Source organism: Spirillospora sp. CA-108201 (assembly GCF_050936235.1).
Taxonomy (GTDB): Bacteria; Actinomycetota; Actinomycetes; order Streptosporangiales; family Streptosporangiaceae; genus Spirillospora.
The window spans coordinates 7,765,362-7,780,237 of the sequence record NZ_JBNJNE010000001.1 but is presented as its reverse complement, the minus strand read 5'-3'; the positions used below and the strand labels follow the sequence as shown (position 1 = coordinate 7,780,237).

Genomic DNA, 14,876 nt, shown 5'->3' with positions numbered 1-14,876 from the left:
AGGGCCGCGGCGCCTGGCCAGGGACCCTGGCGGTGCCGTTCGTCGGACCCGGTGGTCACAATGAGGAGATGCTGACAGCCGACATCGCACGGACCTCGGCGGCGGTCGCGGGCACCTCGGGCCGCAAGGCCAAGATCGCCGCGCTCGCGGAGTGCCTGCGCGCGGCCGACCCGGGCGAGGCCGCGACCGTGGTCGCCTACCTGTCCGGCGAGCTGCCGCAGCGCCAGATCGGGGTGGGGTACGCCGCGCTGCGCGACGTCCCGCCGCCCGCCGCGGAGCCGTCCCTGACCGTCCCCGAGGTCGACGCGGCGTTCGGCGAGATCGGCGCCGTGTCCGGGCCCGGCTCGGTCGCCCGGCGGCGCGAGCTGCTCGCGGCGCTCTTCGGCCGCGCCACCGCCCCCGAGCAGGGCTTCCTCATCAGGCTGCTGGCGGGCGAGCTGCGGCAGGGCGCGCTGGACGGGGTGATGGCCGAGGCGATCGCGGCGGCGGCGCGGGTGCCCTCCGCCGAGGTGCGGCGCGCCTTCATGCTGCGCGGATCGCTCGGCCCGGTCGCGACCACCGCCCTCGCGGAGGGCGTGGACGGGCTGCGCGCGTTCACGCTGGAGGTCGGGCGGCCGGTCAAGCCGATGCTGGCGGCCGCCGCGCCGTCGGTCGACGAGGCGTTCGCCAAGCTCGGGGGCGAGGCGGCCGTCGAGTGGAAGCTCGACGGCATCCGCGCCCAGGTGCACGTGTCCGGCGGAGAGGTCCGGGTCTTCACCCGGACGCTGGACGAGATCACCTCCCGGCTGCCCGAGGTGGTGGAGGCGGTGCGGGGGCTGCCCGTCCGCGCGGCCGTGTTCGACGGGGAACTGATCGCCCTGCGGCCGGACGGGCGCCCCCACCCGTTCCAGGTCACCTCCGCCCGCACCGCGACCCGCACGGCCAAGGGCGTCGAGCCGGTGCCGCTGGCCGTCTTCCTGTTCGACGCCCTGTACCTCGTGGAGGCCGGCGACGCCCCTCCGCAGGGCGCGCGCGGCGAGGACCTGCTCGACGCGCCCGGGGCCGAGCGGTACGCGGCGCTCGCGCGTGTGGTCCCCGAGGAGCTGCGGATGCCCCGCGTGGTCACCGGCGATCCCGCCCGGGCCAAGGAGGTCTTCGACGAGGCCGTCGCGCGGGGCCACGAGGGCGTCGTGGTCAAGGCCCTCGACACCCCGTACACGGCCGGGCGGCGCGGCGCGGGCTGGATCAAGGTCAAGCCCCGGCACACCCTCGACCTCGTCGTCCTCGCCGTCGAGTGGGGGCACGGCCGCCGGCAGGGCCTGCTGTCCAACCTGCACCTCGGCGCCCGCGATCCCGAGACCGGCGGCTTCGTCATGCTCGGCAAGACCTTCAAGGGGCTCACCGACGAGCTGCTCGCCTGGCAGACGGAGCGGCTCCGCGCGCTGGCCGTGCGCGAGGACTCCTGGACGGTGCACGTCCGGCCCGAACTGGTCGTCGAGATCGCGTTCGACGGCGTCCAGCACAGCCCCCGCTACCCCGGCGGCATCGCGCTGAGGTTCGCCCGCGTCCTGCGGTACCGGCCCGACAAGTCCGCCGCCGAGGCCGACACGATCGACACCGTCCGGGCCGTCGCCCCCGTCATGGACTGAGCTCGGGCGCCTCCGCCGGCGGCAGTTCCCCGGACGGCGGCTCGTCCCCGTGCGCACGGCCGCGGGCCCGCCGGGCGGACGCGGCGCGGGTCCGGAGCCGCGACCCGGTCTGCCCCCGCACGCGCGACAGGGTGCGGCGGCGCGCCCGGGCCGCGGCCTCCCGGTGGGCGCGGGCCGCGGCGTTGCGCTCGGCGCGCTCGACGGCCTCCCGCTCGGCCCGGAACGCGGCGCGGCGCGCCGCCCGCCGCTCGGCCCGGCGCGCCCGGCCGCGCTCGGCCCGGCGTTCGGCCCGCCGCTCGGCGCGGGCGGCGGCGCGGGCCAGCCTGCGGCGGCGGGCCCGCTCGGCGGAATCGGCGCGGCGCTGGAGCAGCTCGGGCGGGATGAGGTCGTGCCGTCCCGCGATGAACTCCTGCACCCAGATCTTGGCGCGGATCAGCGGCCGCCTGAGCCGCGTCTCGCGCCGGACGGCCCGCTGGTAGCGGCGCGAGCCGGGGTCGTAGCGCCAGCGCGACCAGGGCGAGCCGGGCCGCGCCACCCGGATCGCGCCGACGATCAGCAGCGCGGGCATGAACAGCCCGAGCAGGCCCGTCCAGATCTTGCCCTTGAGCAGCGTGACCACGGCGAGGACGAGGTTGACCGCGAGGGAGGCGATGTAGACGCGGGTGATCAGCCCGGTGCCCGGGTCGGGCGCGATGCCCTCGTAGCCGAGGGGGCGGATGCCGAGCAGCAGCAGCCCGGTCACCGCCATGGCGACGAACACGGCGTCGACGGACGCGCGGCCCTTCTCCGTCCAGTAGACGTCGCTGAGGTGCAGGATCAGCGCGAACTCGTCCAGGACGAGGGCCGAGCCCATCCCGAACACCGCCGCCGCCGCGAGGTCGAGGCCGACGTAGGCGTCCGGGACGGCGAGGCTCGCCACGCCGCCCATCAGCATCAGCACCACGCCGAACACGACGTGGTGGATGTGCACGTCGCCGGCCTTCACGTTCCGGAACCACCAGCGCACGTCCGCGCGGATCAGCCGGACGTTCACCCGCGTCAGCACGAAAGTGATCATGAACGCGACGAAGAAGCCGAACAGCGGCAGCCGCCCGGTGGCCACGATGCGTTCGTCGAACATCTGGATCATCTGCCCCCCGCCCTCCCAATGATGCACCGTGACATGCGCGGATATCGTGGGACCCCTGCCGACGATCAAGGAGAGATCCGTCATGAGCCGCATCGTGGACCGCTGCGATCCCGGATACCGGGCATGGATCGCCGAGGCGATCCGGCTCGTGGACGCCGACGCCAACCGCAGCGCCGACACGCACCTGCACGTGTTCCCGCTGCCGCCCGAGTGGGGCATCGACCTCTACCTGAAGGACGAGTCGGTCCACCCCACGGGTTCACTGAAGCACCGGCTCGCGCGGTCGCTGTTCCTCTACGGGCTGGCCAACGGCTGGATCCGCCGGGACACGACGATCATCGAGGCGTCCAGCGGGTCGACCGCGGTGTCGGAGGCGTACTTCGCGCGGCTGCTCGGCCTGCCGTTCGTCGCGGTCATGCCGGCCACCACCAGCCCGGAGAAGATCCAGCTCATCGAGTTCCACGGCGGCCGCTGCCATCTGGTGGCCGACCCGTCGGCGATCTACGAGGAGTCGCGGCGGCTCGCGGCCGAGTGCGGCGGCCACTTCATGGACCAGTTCACCTTCGCCGAGCGGGCGACGGACTGGCGCGGCAACAACAACATCGCCGAGTCGATCTTCGAGCAGATGCGGCTGGAGCGGTTCCCCGAGCCGTCCTGGATCGTGGTCGGCGCCGGCACCGGCGGGACGTCCGCGACCATCGGCCGGTACGCCCGCTACCAGCGGTTCCAGACGCGGCTCGCGGTCGTCGACCCGGAGGGGTCGGCGTTCCACGGCTCGTTCGCCGACGGTGACCCCGCCCGCACCGCGGCGGGCTCGCGGATCGAGGGCATCGGCCGCCCCCGCGTCGAGCCGTCGTTCCTGCCCACGGTGATCGACCGGATGATCCGGGTGCCGGACGCGGCGTCCGTCGCGGCGATGCGCTGGACGAGCGGGGTCAGCGGCCGCAGCGTCGGCGGCTCGACCGGCACGAACATGTGGGGCGCCGCCGAACTGATCGCCCAGATGCGGGCCCGCGGGGAGCGCGGCAGCGTCGTCACGCTCATCTGCGACGGCGCCGAGCGCTACGCGGGCACCTACGGGTCGGACGCGTGGCTGGCGGACCAGGGCCTCGACATCGGCCCCTACGTGGCCGCGCTGGACGGCTTCCTGAAGACCGGCGCGATGCCGGACGTCACCCCGTGACGCGGATCGGGTTGAACAGGTCGGCGTAGATCAGCAGGCCGCCCATGACGATCAGGACGACCGCCATCACGTACGTCACCGGCAGCGCCTTGGCGACGTCCACGTAGCCCGGGTCGGGCCTGCGGAAGATCCGGGCGAACGCCTTCTTGACCGCTTCCAGCAGCGCGCCGGCGATGTGCCCGCCGTCCAGCGGCAGCAGCGGGATGAGGTTGAACAGCCCGACCGCGAGGTTCAGCGAGCCGAGCAGCATCACGAAGAAGGAGACCTTCTGCGTGCCGGTGAAGTCGTCGGACGCGGCGACCTCGCCGCCGATCCGGCTGACGCCGACGACGCCGATCGGCCCGTTCGGGTCGCGCTCGTCGCCGCCGAAGGCCGCGTTCCACACGCCGACCATCTTCTGCGGCATCCGCACCAGCGCGCCGACGGTGCGCCCGGTCAGGTCGCCCATCGTGCTCGCGACCGCGCCCGGCCCCTGCCGCTCGATCGCGCTGGACGGCGTGATGCCGAGGAACCCGACGTTGACGACCTTTTCCTCGTCCTTGAGGTCGTACATCTGGTTGCGGGTGATGGGCACGTTCAGCCGCACGTCCCTGCCGTCCCGCCGGACGGTCATCGGGACGGTCCTGCCGCCGTCCTCGCGGATCAGCACCTGCAGCTGCCCGTAGTCGTCGATCTTCTTGCCGTCGAACGCCGTGATCCGGTCGCCGGCCTGGAGCCCGACCTGCCGCGCGGGCGTCGGCGCCGCGTTCGCCGGGCACGCGGCGACCTTGGCGCTGGCCGGCACCATGCACTCGGCCACCTCCTTGATCACCGGCTGCGGCTGGCTGGTGCCGATGCCCATCAGCAGGATCGCGAAGAACATCACCGACAGCAGCAGGTTCATCGCGGGCCCGCCGAACATGATGAGCAGCTTCTGCCACCACTTCTTGGCGTAGAACACGCGGTCGCCGTCGCCGGGCCCGACCTCCTCCAGCGAGGCCCCGCGCGCGGACTCGATCAGCCCCTGCCACGGCCCGGTGCTGATCCGCCGCACCTGCCCGGGCGCGTCGCCCTTGCGCGGCGGCAGCATGCCGATCATGCGGATGTAGCCGCCGAGCGGGATCCACTTGACGCCGTACTCGGTCTCGCCCTTGCGCCTCGACCACATGGTGGGCCCGAACCCGACCATGAACTGCGTGGTCCGCACCTTGAACAGCTTGGCGAAGGAGAAGTGCCCGAGCTCGTGCAGTGCGATGGAGACCAGCAGGCCGAAGAAGAGGATCAACGCTCCAGCCAGGTAGTAGACCATGCGGCGTGCCCTCCGGGTCCGTGCACCCCGCGAGCCCGGGGGTGATCTCCGACAACCAGTTCAGAGTACGTTACGGCCCGCGATCCGGTTGAGGCGAACGGAGAAGCGGCACACGCCTTAAGCCACTTTGATGCGCGGTGCTAACCCGGCCGCGCTTCCTTGGCACGAGAACCCGTATCCAAGGGGAGGGCCGACGCCGCATCATGGCCCCCACCCGCCCCACGGAGGTTCCCTTGAAGCGCGGTCACATAGCGGCAATGGCGCTGATCCTGCCCCTGGCCCTGGCCGGCTGCGACGACGGCAAGCCGGCGAGCGCGTCGTCACCCCAGGCCCCGACCGCCGCGACGACGGCCCCGTCCACCCCCAGGCCCGGCAGGACCACCGAGACGCCGCCGCTCCCCCCGGCCCAGTCGAAGGCGGTCAAGGCCTTCAACGACTGCATGCACAAGCAGGGCGTCCAGATGCCGACCCCCAACCCCACGAGAACCCCCGCCCCCGACGAACTGCAGAAAATCAGGGCGGCCCTGCAAACCTGCGTGAAGTCCATGTCCGCACCCCCCAACTGACAGCCTCCGCCAGCGCAGAGCCGAGCGCGGGACACCGCCACACGAACACGGAGCGCAACGGCCGGGACCAGCCGCATGCGGATGGACGGAAACAGGACCCCCAGCAGCAACCGTCTGACGAAGCCACCTCAGCCGCCGCCTAAGCCCCGTGACAACGCGGGGGCCGCGATCGCGTCCGAAGGCAGATCCGAGCGAAGCAAGGATCTGATCGCGAAGCGAGCCGCAAGGCGAGCCGGAGCGATGCAGCGATCGCACGCGTTTCCCCAGGGTCGAGGCCCCCAAGGCCTCGACCCTGGGGAAACGCAATGAACACTGCTAGCCTTCTGCGACAGCTGATGATCCCGTGCGGGAGAGTCCCTCGCAGCCGGTGGGGGGCGCCGAAGGAGCAAATCCTCCCCGGAACCTCTCAGGCCCACGGACCGCACGGGCCAGGCGACCTCTGGAAAGCGGGGACTCCTGTCCCCCGCCGAAGGTGAAAGCCCGCCGTGCCGCGGCGGGTGAAGCTCTCAGGCGCCGATGACAGAGGGGGAGGCACCGATACGCCCGGTGCGCGAGTGGGACGATGGACCATGCGCGCCCGTGACGAAGGAGCCGAGCCCATGTCCGCCGATCCGACCGCGAAGAAGACGCCGCTGCACGACGTCCATGAGGACCTCGGCGCGAACCTCGTCGACTTCGCCGGCCATCTGATGCCGCTGCGCTACGCGAGCGAGACCGCCGAGCACCGGGCGGTCCGCACGGGCGCGGGGCTGTTCGACCTGTCGCACATGGGGGAGATCTTCCTTTCGGGTCCGGGGGCGGGGGCGGCGCTGGACTTCGCGCTGGTCGGCAACCTGTCGCCGATGCCGGTGGGCAAGGCCCGCTACACGATGATCTGCGGGCCGGACGGCGGCGTCCTGGACGACCTGATCGTCTACCGGCTCGCGGACGAGACGTGGATGGTGGTGGCGAACGCCGCGAACGCGGCGGTGGTCCGGGAGGCGCTGGTCGAGCGGGCCGCGGGGTTCGAGGCCGCGGTGGACGACCGGTCCGGCTCCTACGCGCTGATCGCGCTGCAGGGCCCGCGTTCCCAGGGGATTCTCGAGGGGTTCACGGACGCGCCGCTGGCCGGTCTGAAGTACTACGCGATCCTGGCGGGGCGGGTCGCGGGCGTGGACGCGCTGGTCGCCCGCACGGGGTACACGGGCGAGGACGGGTTCGAGCTGTTCGTGGACGCGTCCGACGCGGTCCGGTTGTGGGGGGCGCTCGCCGCGGTGGAGGGGGTCGTCCCGGCGGGGCTGTCGGCTCGCGACACGCTGCGCCTGGAGGCGGGGATGCCGCTGTACGGGAACGAGTTGACGGCCGAGACGACGCCGTTCGAGGCGGGCCTCGGCCGGGTGGTCAAGCTGGACAAAGCTGTCGATTTCGTGGGGAAGTCGGCCCTGGCGGCTCAGGCGCAGACCCCGCCGGGCCGTAGGCTCGTGGGACTGGTCGCGCGGGGGCGTCGCGCGCCTCGCAAGGGGTACCAGGTCGTCACGTCCGGCGGCGCGCCGTGCGGAATCGTGACGAGCGGCGCCCCGTCGCCCACACTGGGCACGCCGATCGCGATGGCGTACCTCGACAGCGGCGTCGAGGAGGCCGGCCTCGCGGTGGACGTCCGCGGCCGGCGGGAGCCGGTGGACGTGGTGGCCCTGCCGTTCTACAAGCGTCCCTGATCTGCAAGCGTTCCTGAACAAGTTGTCCGGCGGTGTGGGGGCGCGCCCCCACGGTGGAAAGAGAGAAGTGATCGTGAGCGTTCCGGAGGAGCTCCGCTACAGCGAGGAGCACGAGTGGGTGTCGGGCCTCGGCGGCGAGGACGGCATCGTCACGGTCGGCATCACCGCGCACGCCGCCGACGCCCTCGGTGAGATCGTCTACATCGAGCTGCAGCCGTCGGAGGGCGACGCCGTCGAGGCGGGCGAGCCGTGCGGCGAGGTGGAGTCGACCAAGTCGGTCAGCGACCTCTACTCCCCCGTCAGCGGCGAGATCACCGCGATCAACAGCGCGGTGGTGGACGAGCCGAAGGTCATCAACGACGACCCGTACGGCGAGGGCTGGATCTTCAAGGTGCGGATCTCGCAGGAGCCGGGCGACCTGCTCGACTCCGCCGCCTACGACAAGCTGATCGAGGAATCATGAGCCTGAACGACTCCCTCGCGACGGCCGATCCGGAGGTCGCCGAGGCCGTCGCCGCGGAGCTGCGCCGCCAGCAGGGCACCCTGGAGATGATCGCGTCGGAGAACTTCGCGCCCGTCTCGGTGCTGGAGGCGCAGGGCTCGGTCCTGACGAACAAGTACGCCGAGGGGTACCCGGGCCGCCGGTACTACGGCGGCTGCGAGTTCGTGGACGTCACCGAGCAGCTCGCCATCGACCGGGCCAAGGCCCTGTTCGGCGCCGAGCACGCGAACGTCCAGCCGCACAGCGGCGCGCAGGCGAACACGGCGGTCTACTTCGCGCTGCTCCAGCACGGCGACACGATCCTCGGCCTCGACCTCGCGCACGGCGGGCACCTCACGCACGGGATGCGGCTCAACTATTCCGGCAAGGTGCTGAACGTGGTGCCGTACCACGTCCGCGCCGAGGACGGCCTGGTCGACATGGACGAGGTGGCCTCGCTCGCGGCCGAGCACCGGCCGAAGATGATCGTCGCGGGCTGGTCGGCGTACCCGCGGCAGCTCGACTTCGCGGCGTTCCGGCGGGTCGCCGACTCGGTCGGGGCGCTGCTCATGGTCGACATGGCGCACTTCGCGGGCCTGGTCGCGGCGGGGCTGCACCCCTCGCCCGTCCCGCACGCCGACATCGTGACGACCACGACGCACAAGACGCTCGGCGGCCCGCGCGGCGGGCTGATCCTCGCCCGCGAGGAGTACGGCAAGAAGATCAACTCCGCGGTGTTCCCCGGCATGCAGGGCGGCCCGCTGGAGCACGTGATCGCCGCCAAGGCCGTCGCCCTGAAGATCGCCGCGTCGGAGGAGTTCCGGGCCCGGCAGGCGGCGACCGTGGAAGGCGCGAAGCTGCTCGCCGAGCGCCTGCTCGCCGAGGACTCCGCCAAGGCCGGCGTCAGGGTGCTGACCGGCGGGACGGACGTCCACCTCGTGCTGGTCGACCTGGTGGACTCCGAGCTCACCGGCCGGGACGCCGAGGACCGCCTGCACGACATCGGCATCACGGTGAACCGCAACGCGGTGCCGAACGACCCGCGCCCGCCGATGGTCACCTCCGGCCTGCGGATCGGCACCCCGGCCCTCGCGACCCGCGGCTTCACCGCCGCGGACTTCGCCGAGGTCGCGGACGTGATCGCGCTCGCACTGCAGCCGTCCTTCGACCGGGACGCGCTCGCCGCCCGGGTGAAGGCGCTGGCCGACAGGCATCCCCTGTACCCGAACCTGTGACGTTCCGGCGCTCCCTCCCCTCGCGGGGAGGGAGCGCGGCCGCAACGAGGTAGCCATGGCCATCAGCGTTTTCGACCTTTTCAAGATCGGCATCGGTCCGTCGTCGTCCCACACGGGCGGGCCGATGGCCGCGGCGCACCGGTTCGCCCGGGGCCTGCGGCACGACGGCCTGCTGGAGAAGACCGCGTCCGTCACCGTGACCCTCTACGGGTCGCTCGGTCTCACCGGCAAGGGCCACGGCTCCGACAAGGCCGTCATCCTCGGCCTTGAGGGCGACAAGCCCGAGCTCGTGGACGTCGACCGGGTGGACGAGCGGCTCGCCGCCGTCCGCGAGCGCGGGGCCCTGCGCCTGTTCGGCGACCACGACGTGCCGTTCGTCGTCAACGAGCACCTGGTCTTCGAACGCAAGGTGTCGCTGCCCGGCCACCCCAACGGGATGCGCTTCACCGCCCTGGACGCCTCCGGCGAGGAGCTGCGCGCCAAGGTGTACTACTCGGTGGGCGGCGGCTTCATCCTGGACGAGAACGCCACCGGCGCCGACCGCATCAAGCCCGACGACACCGTCCTGCCGTACCCGTTCGACACGGCCGCCGAGCTGCTCGAACGCTGCCGGGAGACGGGCCTGTCGATCTCCGCGCTGATGCTGGAGAACGAGAAGGCGTTCGGCCGCGGCTCCGCGGAGATCCACGACGGCCTGCTCGAACTCTGGCAGGTCATGCGGGCCTGCGTCACCCGGGGCTGCACCCGCGAGGGCCTCCTGCCGGGCGGGCTCAAGGTGCGCCGCCGCGCCCCCCAGCTGCACCGCCAGCTCTCCGCCGAGAAGGCGTCCGACCCGCTCCACGCGATGGACTGGATCACCCTGTTCGCCCTCGCCGTCAACGAGGAGAACGCCGCGGGCGGGCGCATCGTCACCGCCCCGACGAACGGCGCCGCGGGCATCATCCCGGCTGTCCTGCACTACTACGACCGGTTCATCCCCGGCCGGGACGACGAGGGCGTCGTGCGGTTCCTGCTGACCGCCGGGGCGATCGGCGTGCTGTTCAAGCAGAACGCCTCCATCTCCGGCGCCGAGGTCGGCTGCCAGGGCGAGGTCGGCTCGGCCTGCTCGATGGCCGCCGCCGGGCTCACCGAGGTCCTCGGCGGCACGCCCGAGCAGGTGGAGAACGCCGCCGAGATCGGCATCGAGCACAATCTCGGCCTGACCTGCGATCCCGTCGGCGGCCTGGTCCAGGTCCCCTGTATCGAGCGCAACGCCGTCGGCGCCGTGAAGGCGATCAGCGCCGCCCGGATCTCCCTGCGCGGCGACGGCCGCCACTTCGTCTCTCTCGACAAGGCCATCAAGACCATGCGCGACACCGGCCGCGACATGCTCGACAAGTACAAGGAGACCTCCCGCGGCGGCCTCGCCGTCAACGTCATCGAGTGCTGAGCACCACGCTCGGGCCTGCGTCGGCAGGGTCGCCGGCCTCCGTCCTTCCGGGCGGCGGGGAGGTCAGCGGAGCGGGATGTCGAGGCCGTGCTCGTCTTCGGGGCGCGGGCCGTGGATGCGCCGGTCGGCCTCGCCGATCGCGACGTCGTCGATGCTCGCCTCCCGCCGCCGCATCAGGCCGCGCTCGTCGAACTCCCACAGCTCGTTGCCGTAGCTGCGCCACCACTGCCCGCCTGCGTCGTGCCACTCGTACTGGAACCGGACGGCCATGCGGTTCTCGCGGAGCCCGACCCCCGGCGGCGCGTGCTCGCCCTGTTCGACTGGCTCGGCGCGTGGTTCGCCGAGCCCGGCTTCCGCGGCTGCGCCTGGGTCAACGTCCACGGGGAGCTCGGCTCGTCCTCCCCGGCGGTCGCGGACGCGGTCCGCGCCCACAAGCAGGCCTTCCACGACCAGGTCGTCGCCCTGGTCTCCCCCGTCGACGCGTCCGCCGCCGAACCCGTCCACCTGCTCGCCGAGGGCGCCATCGTCCTCGCCGGCATCCACGGCGACCCCACCGCCGCCGACCGCGCCCGGACCGGCGCCCGGCTCCTCCTGGACAGGACCGGCCGGGTTTGACCCTGCCGTTGGCGGCAGGGTTCCAAGCTTGCGCCATGGAGACGAACTCACCGGACAGGGTCGTTCTGGTCACCGGCGCGGGAACCGGCATCGGACGCGCGACGGCGCGCATGTTCGCGGCCGAGGGGGCCCGGGTGGTGGCCGTCGGACGGCGACCCGGGCCGCTGGCCGAGACCGCGCGGGGCCGTCCCGGCATCGAGCCGCTCGCCGCCGACGTCACCGGCGACGGCGCCGCCGCCGAGATCGTGCGCAGGGTGACGGAGGCGCACGGACGGCTGGACGTGCTGGTCAACAACGCGGCGGTCGTCCGGAGCGGAACGCTGGAGGCCCTCGCTCCGGACTCGATCGCCCCGCAGCTCGCGACGAACCTGGTGGCGCCCGTCCTGCTGACCCAGGCGGCGCTGCCCGCGCTGGACGGCGGCGGGGTGGTCGTCAACGTCAGCACGTCCGTCGGGCAGCGGGGCTGGCCGGGAAACGCGTTCTACGCCGCCACGAAGTCGGCGCTGGAGACGCTCACCCGCGGCTGGGCGGTGGAGCTCGCGCCCCGCGGCATCCGGGTGGCCGCGGTGGCGCCCGGCGCGATCGCCACCCCGATCGGCGAGCACCAGGGCCTGTCCCCCGAGCGCCTGGCGGCGCTCCGGCGGTGGCAGATCGAGCACACCCCGCTCGGGCGCGTCGGGCGCCCCGAGGAGGTCGCGTGGGCGATCACGCGGCTGGCCTCGCCCGAAGCCGCGTTCGTCACCGGGGTCGTCCTCGCGGTGGACGGGGGCGCGGTGGTCGCCTGAGCGCCGGCGCACCCGGCGCCTGGTAGGACTGGGGGCGGAGGTGGTGGCGGTGCGGATCGGCGAGCTGGCGCGGATCACCGGGACGACGCCGCGCGCGCTGCGGCACTACGAGGAGGCGGGCCTGATCGCGTCCCGCCGGGCGGCGAACGGGTACCGGGTCTACGACGAGGGCGCGGCCGTCCGGGTCCGCAACATCCGCGAACTGCTCGCCGTCGGCCTCACCCTCGACGACGTGCGCGCCTTCTCCGTCTGCCTGGACGGCGACGTGGCGGCCTCGCCGCCGTCCGAGCGGGGCCTCCGGATAGCCCACGACCGCCTCGCCGTCCTCGACGCCCGCATCGCCGCCCAGACCGACGCCCGCGACCGCCTGGCCACCGCCCTGGCGCGGGCGGCCGAGGACCGTTCCGCACGGGCCCGCCGACGCGAATTTTCCGGCGAATCCGAGCGCTGACCGCTCCCCCGGCCGCGCGTTGCGGGCCGGGTCGGCGGGCAGGGTCAGGGGCGGGCGCCTCGGCCGGTCGGGGAGTGGGCGCCCTGACGGGCCTCGTCGCCGCAGTGGCGGCAGACGACCTGGGGGGCGACCGCCTCGCCGCAGGAGTGGCGCCAGCGGACGGGCGGGTCGTCCGGGTGCAGGTGCCGGTCGCCCCAGGCCATCAGCACGAGCAGGACGTCGCACAGCTCCACGCCCGCCGGTGTGAGGCGGTACTCGTAGCGCGCCGGGTGGTCGCTGTAGCGCTCGCGGCGGATGATGCCGTTCGCCTCCAGCTTGCGGAGGCGGACGGTGAGGATGTCGCGGGACGCGCCCGTGTTGCGGACGATCTGGTCGAAGCGCCGCACGCCGTAGCTCAGCTCCCGGATCGCCAGCAGGCTCCAGCGCTCGCCGACCAGGTCCAGGGTGTCGGCGATCGAGCACTCGCGCGGGTCGGCGTCCTTCGGCATACCGGGAAGCCTAAAGCCTGTCTCGAAGTGGCCTGGGCAAGGCACGCGAACGCGTGACCTGGCCGGTGGAGCGAAGCCGGAGGCGAGCGGAGCCGGGCGGATCGCGAAGCGATGCCGCGTTCGCCCAGGCCCGGTCGCGTAGCGAGCCGCCAGGCGAGCGAAGTGGGCCGGGACTCTGAAACACAGCCGGACCGCCCGTCAGAGCCGCTCCACGACGGTGGCGTTGGCCAGGCCGCCCGCCTCGCACATGGTCTGCAGGCCGTACCGGCCGCCGCGGTCCTCCAGGGCGTGCAGCAGCGTCGTCATCAGGCGGGCGCCGCTCGCGCCGAGCGGGTGGCCGATCGCGATCGCGCCGCCCCGCACGTTGACGCGCGCGAGGTCGGCGCCGGTCTCGCGCGCCCATGCGAGGACGACCGGGGCGAACGCCTCGTTCACCTCGAACAGGTCGATGTCGTCCAGGGTCAGGCCGGCGCGCTCCAGCACCTTCGCCGTCGCGGGGATGATCGCGGTGAGCATCAGCAGGGGGTCGTCGCCGGTGACGGCGAAGGCGTGGAAGCGGGCGCGCGGGCGCAGGCCGAGCCGCGCGGCGACGTCGGCGCCCATGACCAGGACGGCCGCGGCGCCGTCGTTGACCGGGGAGGCGTTGCCCGCGGTGATCTTCCAGCCGATCTCGGGGAACCGCTCGGCCATGCGCTCGTCGTGGTAGGCGGGCCTCAGACCGGCGAGGATCTCCGGCGACGTCCCCGGGCGGACGGTCTCGTCCCGCTGCCCCGTCCAGGCGACCTCCCGGTCGAACTCGCCGTTCTTCCACGCCTCGGCGGCGCGGCGGTGGGACTCGCCGGCGTAGGCGTCGAGCTCCTCCCGCGGCAGGTCCCAGCGGGCGGCGATCAGCTCGGCGCTGATGCCCTGGCCGACGAGGCCGCCCGGGTAGCGCTCGGGGAGCAGCGTCCCGAACGGGTCGCTGCCCGGCAGGACGCTCGACCCCATCGGCACCCGCGACATCGACTCGACGCCGCACGCGACGGCGATGTCGTAGGCGCCGCTCTGCACGCCCTGCGCCGCGATGTGCAGGGCCTGCTGGGACGAGCCGCACTGGCGGTCGACCGTCATGGCCGGGACGCTCTCGGGGAACCCCGCGGCGAGGACGGCGGTGCGGGTGATGTTGAGCGCCTGGTCGCCGGCCTGGGTGACGACGCCGCCGATCACGTCGTCCACGGCCGCCGGGTCGACGCCCGCCCGCTCGACCAGGACCGCCAGCGTCCGCGCCAGCAGGTCGGCCGGGTGGTCGCCGTGCAGGGCCCCGTTCGCCCTGCCCTTGCCCAGCGGCGTGCGCACCGCCTCCACGATCACCGCGTCCCGCATGGACCCCACCTCCGTTGTGTTTTCCAACTCACTCCGGCCAGTATCGGCACGGCGAGCCGGTGGGCACAATCCGCGGCCGCAGTGAGTTGGATTACACAACCAAGCACGCGAAAAACCCGGGGGCCGTGGCCGATCACCACTGCCCCCGGGTCTTCGGGCCGCTCAGCGGGAGGGGCCCATGCCGTGGTCCGTCTTTACCCTCCATGCGTCGAAGAGCCCCTCGGTGGAGCCGCCCGAATGTCGTCGGTCGGACAAGCGTGCCTCCTCGATCTCCTCGACGTCACGTTCTCTTTGGACGTTAGCCCCAAAAGCCGACATAGACCCAAAATGGGAGCCCAAACCGCCGTCAAGCATCGGGGCCGCCGTCCCGGCGCGACCGTCTACCCCTTGTACATCTCCCGCATCTTGCGCGCGGCGTCGCCCGGTTTGCGCTTCGGCCCCTTGCCCGTGTCCTCCTCGCCGCGGCGCGGCCTCTTCTCGCGCTCCGGTTCGGACTCCGCCTTGCCCGTGGGCTTCCCGGGCTTGCCAGGCTTGTCGTTCAC

At 73.0% G+C, this 14,876-nt stretch carries 15 protein-coding genes, 1 pseudogene and 2 riboswitches; of the genes and pseudogenes, 10 read left to right on the top strand and 6 right to left on the bottom strand.

The window, feature by feature from the left end:
- Nucleotides 1-68: 68 nt before the first annotated feature.
- On the top strand, nucleotides 69-1,628 hold the full coding sequence (locus ACQEU6_RS37430) for an ATP-dependent DNA ligase (protein ID WP_499338420.1): 1,560 nt from the start codon (nucleotides 69-71) through the stop codon (nucleotides 1,626-1,628).
- Here the strand turns inward: ACQEU6_RS37430 and ACQEU6_RS37425 are convergent.
- Complete coding sequence (locus tag ACQEU6_RS37425) at nucleotides 1,618-2,841, bottom strand: hypothetical protein (RefSeq protein WP_499338419.1); 1,224 nt, start codon at nucleotides 2,839-2,841, stop codon at nucleotides 1,618-1,620. The two genes, ACQEU6_RS37430 and ACQEU6_RS37425, sit on opposite strands and share 11 nt — an antisense overlap.
- Here ACQEU6_RS37425 and cds1 point away from each other — a divergent pair.
- The gene (gene cds1, locus ACQEU6_RS37420; RefSeq protein WP_499338418.1) at nucleotides 2,840-3,940 is read left to right on the top strand and encodes an L-cysteine desulfhydrase Cds1; all 1,101 of its coding nucleotides are present in this window, start codon (nucleotides 2,840-2,842) and stop codon (nucleotides 3,938-3,940) included. The genes ACQEU6_RS37425 and cds1 overlap by 2 nt on opposite strands.
- Here the strand turns inward: cds1 and ACQEU6_RS37415 are convergent.
- Complete coding sequence (locus ACQEU6_RS37415) at nucleotides 3,930-5,228, bottom strand: M50 family metallopeptidase (protein WP_499338417.1); 1,299 nt, start codon at nucleotides 5,226-5,228, stop codon at nucleotides 3,930-3,932. The genes cds1 and ACQEU6_RS37415 overlap by 11 nt on opposite strands.
- A gap of 257 nt (nucleotides 5,229-5,485) precedes the next feature.
- On the opposite strand from ACQEU6_RS37415, the gene ACQEU6_RS37410 reads away from it, so the two are divergent.
- The 5 genes from ACQEU6_RS37410 to ACQEU6_RS37390 all read left to right on the top strand — a co-directional run bounded on the left by ACQEU6_RS37410 (nucleotide 5,486) and on the right by ACQEU6_RS37390 (nucleotide 10,633).
- On the top strand, nucleotides 5,486-5,794 hold the full coding sequence (locus ACQEU6_RS37410; RefSeq protein WP_499338416.1) for a hypothetical protein: 309 nt from the start codon (nucleotides 5,486-5,488) through the stop codon (nucleotides 5,792-5,794).
- Nucleotides 5,795-6,130: 336 nt separating this feature from the next.
- A riboswitch (glycine riboswitch) is annotated at nucleotides 6,131-6,226 on the top strand.
- A 4-nt stretch (nucleotides 6,227-6,230) separates the two neighbouring features.
- Nucleotides 6,231-6,320: riboswitch (glycine riboswitch) on the top strand.
- A gap of 73 nt (nucleotides 6,321-6,393) precedes the next feature.
- Nucleotides 6,394-7,488: a glycine cleavage system aminomethyltransferase GcvT gene (gene gcvT / locus ACQEU6_RS37405; RefSeq protein WP_499338415.1), complete on the top strand. Its 1,095-nt coding sequence runs from the start codon at nucleotides 6,394-6,396 to the stop codon at nucleotides 7,486-7,488.
- A 73-nt stretch (nucleotides 7,489-7,561) separates the two neighbouring features.
- A complete protein-coding gene (gene gcvH, locus ACQEU6_RS37400) occupies nucleotides 7,562-7,951 on the top strand; it encodes a glycine cleavage system protein GcvH (RefSeq protein ID WP_499338414.1) in 390 nt (129 codons plus the stop codon).
- A complete protein-coding gene (glyA, locus tag ACQEU6_RS37395) occupies nucleotides 7,948-9,204 on the top strand; it encodes a serine hydroxymethyltransferase (protein ID WP_499338413.1) in 1,257 nt (418 codons plus the stop codon). Before gcvH ends, glyA begins: the two co-directional genes overlap by 4 nt.
- Before the next feature lie 55 nt (nucleotides 9,205-9,259).
- Entirely contained in the window at nucleotides 9,260-10,633 is a 1,374-nt protein-coding gene (locus tag ACQEU6_RS37390) for an L-serine ammonia-lyase (protein WP_499338412.1), read from the top strand.
- 63 nt (nucleotides 10,634-10,696) lie between these two features.
- On the opposite strand, the pseudogene ACQEU6_RS37385 reads toward ACQEU6_RS37390, so the two are convergent.
- A pseudogene (locus ACQEU6_RS37385) lies at nucleotides 10,697-10,909 on the bottom strand (DUF1348 family protein); the annotation flags it as partial.
- 27 nt (nucleotides 10,910-10,936) lie between these two features.
- Here ACQEU6_RS37385 and ACQEU6_RS37380 point away from each other — a divergent pair.
- The 3 genes from ACQEU6_RS37380 to ACQEU6_RS37370 are packed head-to-tail and all read left to right on the top strand — an operon-like array spanning nucleotide 10,937 to nucleotide 12,484.
- Entirely contained in the window at nucleotides 10,937-11,248 is a 312-nt protein-coding gene (locus ACQEU6_RS37380) for a hypothetical protein (RefSeq protein ID WP_499340619.1), read from the top strand.
- Nucleotides 11,249-11,283: 35 nt separating this feature from the next.
- Nucleotides 11,284-12,033 (top strand): SDR family NAD(P)-dependent oxidoreductase, encoded by a 750-nt coding sequence (locus tag ACQEU6_RS37375; RefSeq protein ID WP_499338411.1) that lies wholly within the window; start codon nucleotides 11,284-11,286, stop codon nucleotides 12,031-12,033.
- Nucleotides 12,034-12,082: 49 nt separating this feature from the next.
- Complete coding sequence (locus tag ACQEU6_RS37370; protein ID WP_499338410.1) at nucleotides 12,083-12,484, top strand: MerR family transcriptional regulator; 402 nt, start codon at nucleotides 12,083-12,085, stop codon at nucleotides 12,482-12,484.
- Between the two features lie 44 nt (nucleotides 12,485-12,528).
- Here ACQEU6_RS37370 and ACQEU6_RS37365 read toward each other — a convergent pair whose 3' ends face one another.
- From ACQEU6_RS37365 to ACQEU6_RS37355, 3 genes are all read right to left on the bottom strand, one after another.
- Nucleotides 12,529-12,972 (bottom strand): winged helix-turn-helix transcriptional regulator, encoded by a 444-nt coding sequence (locus ACQEU6_RS37365; protein ID WP_499338409.1) that lies wholly within the window; start codon nucleotides 12,970-12,972, stop codon nucleotides 12,529-12,531.
- Nucleotides 12,973-13,170: 198 nt separating this feature from the next.
- Nucleotides 13,171-14,334, bottom strand: a complete 1,164-nt coding sequence (locus tag ACQEU6_RS37360) for a thiolase family protein (RefSeq protein WP_499338408.1) — start codon at nucleotides 14,332-14,334, stop codon at nucleotides 13,171-13,173.
- 380 nt (nucleotides 14,335-14,714) lie between these two features.
- Complete coding sequence (locus tag ACQEU6_RS37355) at nucleotides 14,715-14,876, bottom strand: hypothetical protein (protein ID WP_499338407.1); 162 nt, start codon at nucleotides 14,874-14,876, stop codon at nucleotides 14,715-14,717.

Coding starts and splice junctions, on each gene's coding strand:
- ACQEU6_RS37430 (WP_499338420.1), top strand. CDS start 69: ATGCTGACAGCCGACATCGCACGGACCTCGGCGGCGGTCGCGGGCACC.
- cds1 (WP_499338418.1), top strand. CDS start 2,840: ATGAGCCGCATCGTGGACCGCTGCGATCCCGGATACCGGGCATGGATC.
- ACQEU6_RS37425 (WP_499338419.1), bottom strand. CDS start 2,841: ATGACGGATCTCTCCTTGATCGTCGGCAGGGGTCCCACGATATCCGCG.
- ACQEU6_RS37415 (WP_499338417.1), bottom strand. CDS start 5,228: ATGGTCTACTACCTGGCTGGAGCGTTGATCCTCTTCTTCGGCCTGCTG.
- ACQEU6_RS37410 (WP_499338416.1), top strand. CDS start 5,486: ATGGCGCTGATCCTGCCCCTGGCCCTGGCCGGCTGCGACGACGGCAAG.
- gcvT (WP_499338415.1), top strand. CDS start 6,394: ATGTCCGCCGATCCGACCGCGAAGAAGACGCCGCTGCACGACGTCCAT.
- glyA (WP_499338413.1), top strand. CDS start 7,948: ATGAGCCTGAACGACTCCCTCGCGACGGCCGATCCGGAGGTCGCCGAG.
- ACQEU6_RS37390 (WP_499338412.1), top strand. CDS start 9,260: ATGGCCATCAGCGTTTTCGACCTTTTCAAGATCGGCATCGGTCCGTCG.
- ACQEU6_RS37375 (WP_499338411.1), top strand. CDS start 11,284: ATGGAGACGAACTCACCGGACAGGGTCGTTCTGGTCACCGGCGCGGGA.
- ACQEU6_RS37365 (WP_499338409.1), bottom strand. CDS start 12,972: ATGCCGAAGGACGCCGACCCGCGCGAGTGCTCGATCGCCGACACCCTG.
- ACQEU6_RS37360 (WP_499338408.1), bottom strand. CDS start 14,334: ATGCGGGACGCGGTGATCGTGGAGGCGGTGCGCACGCCGCTGGGCAAG.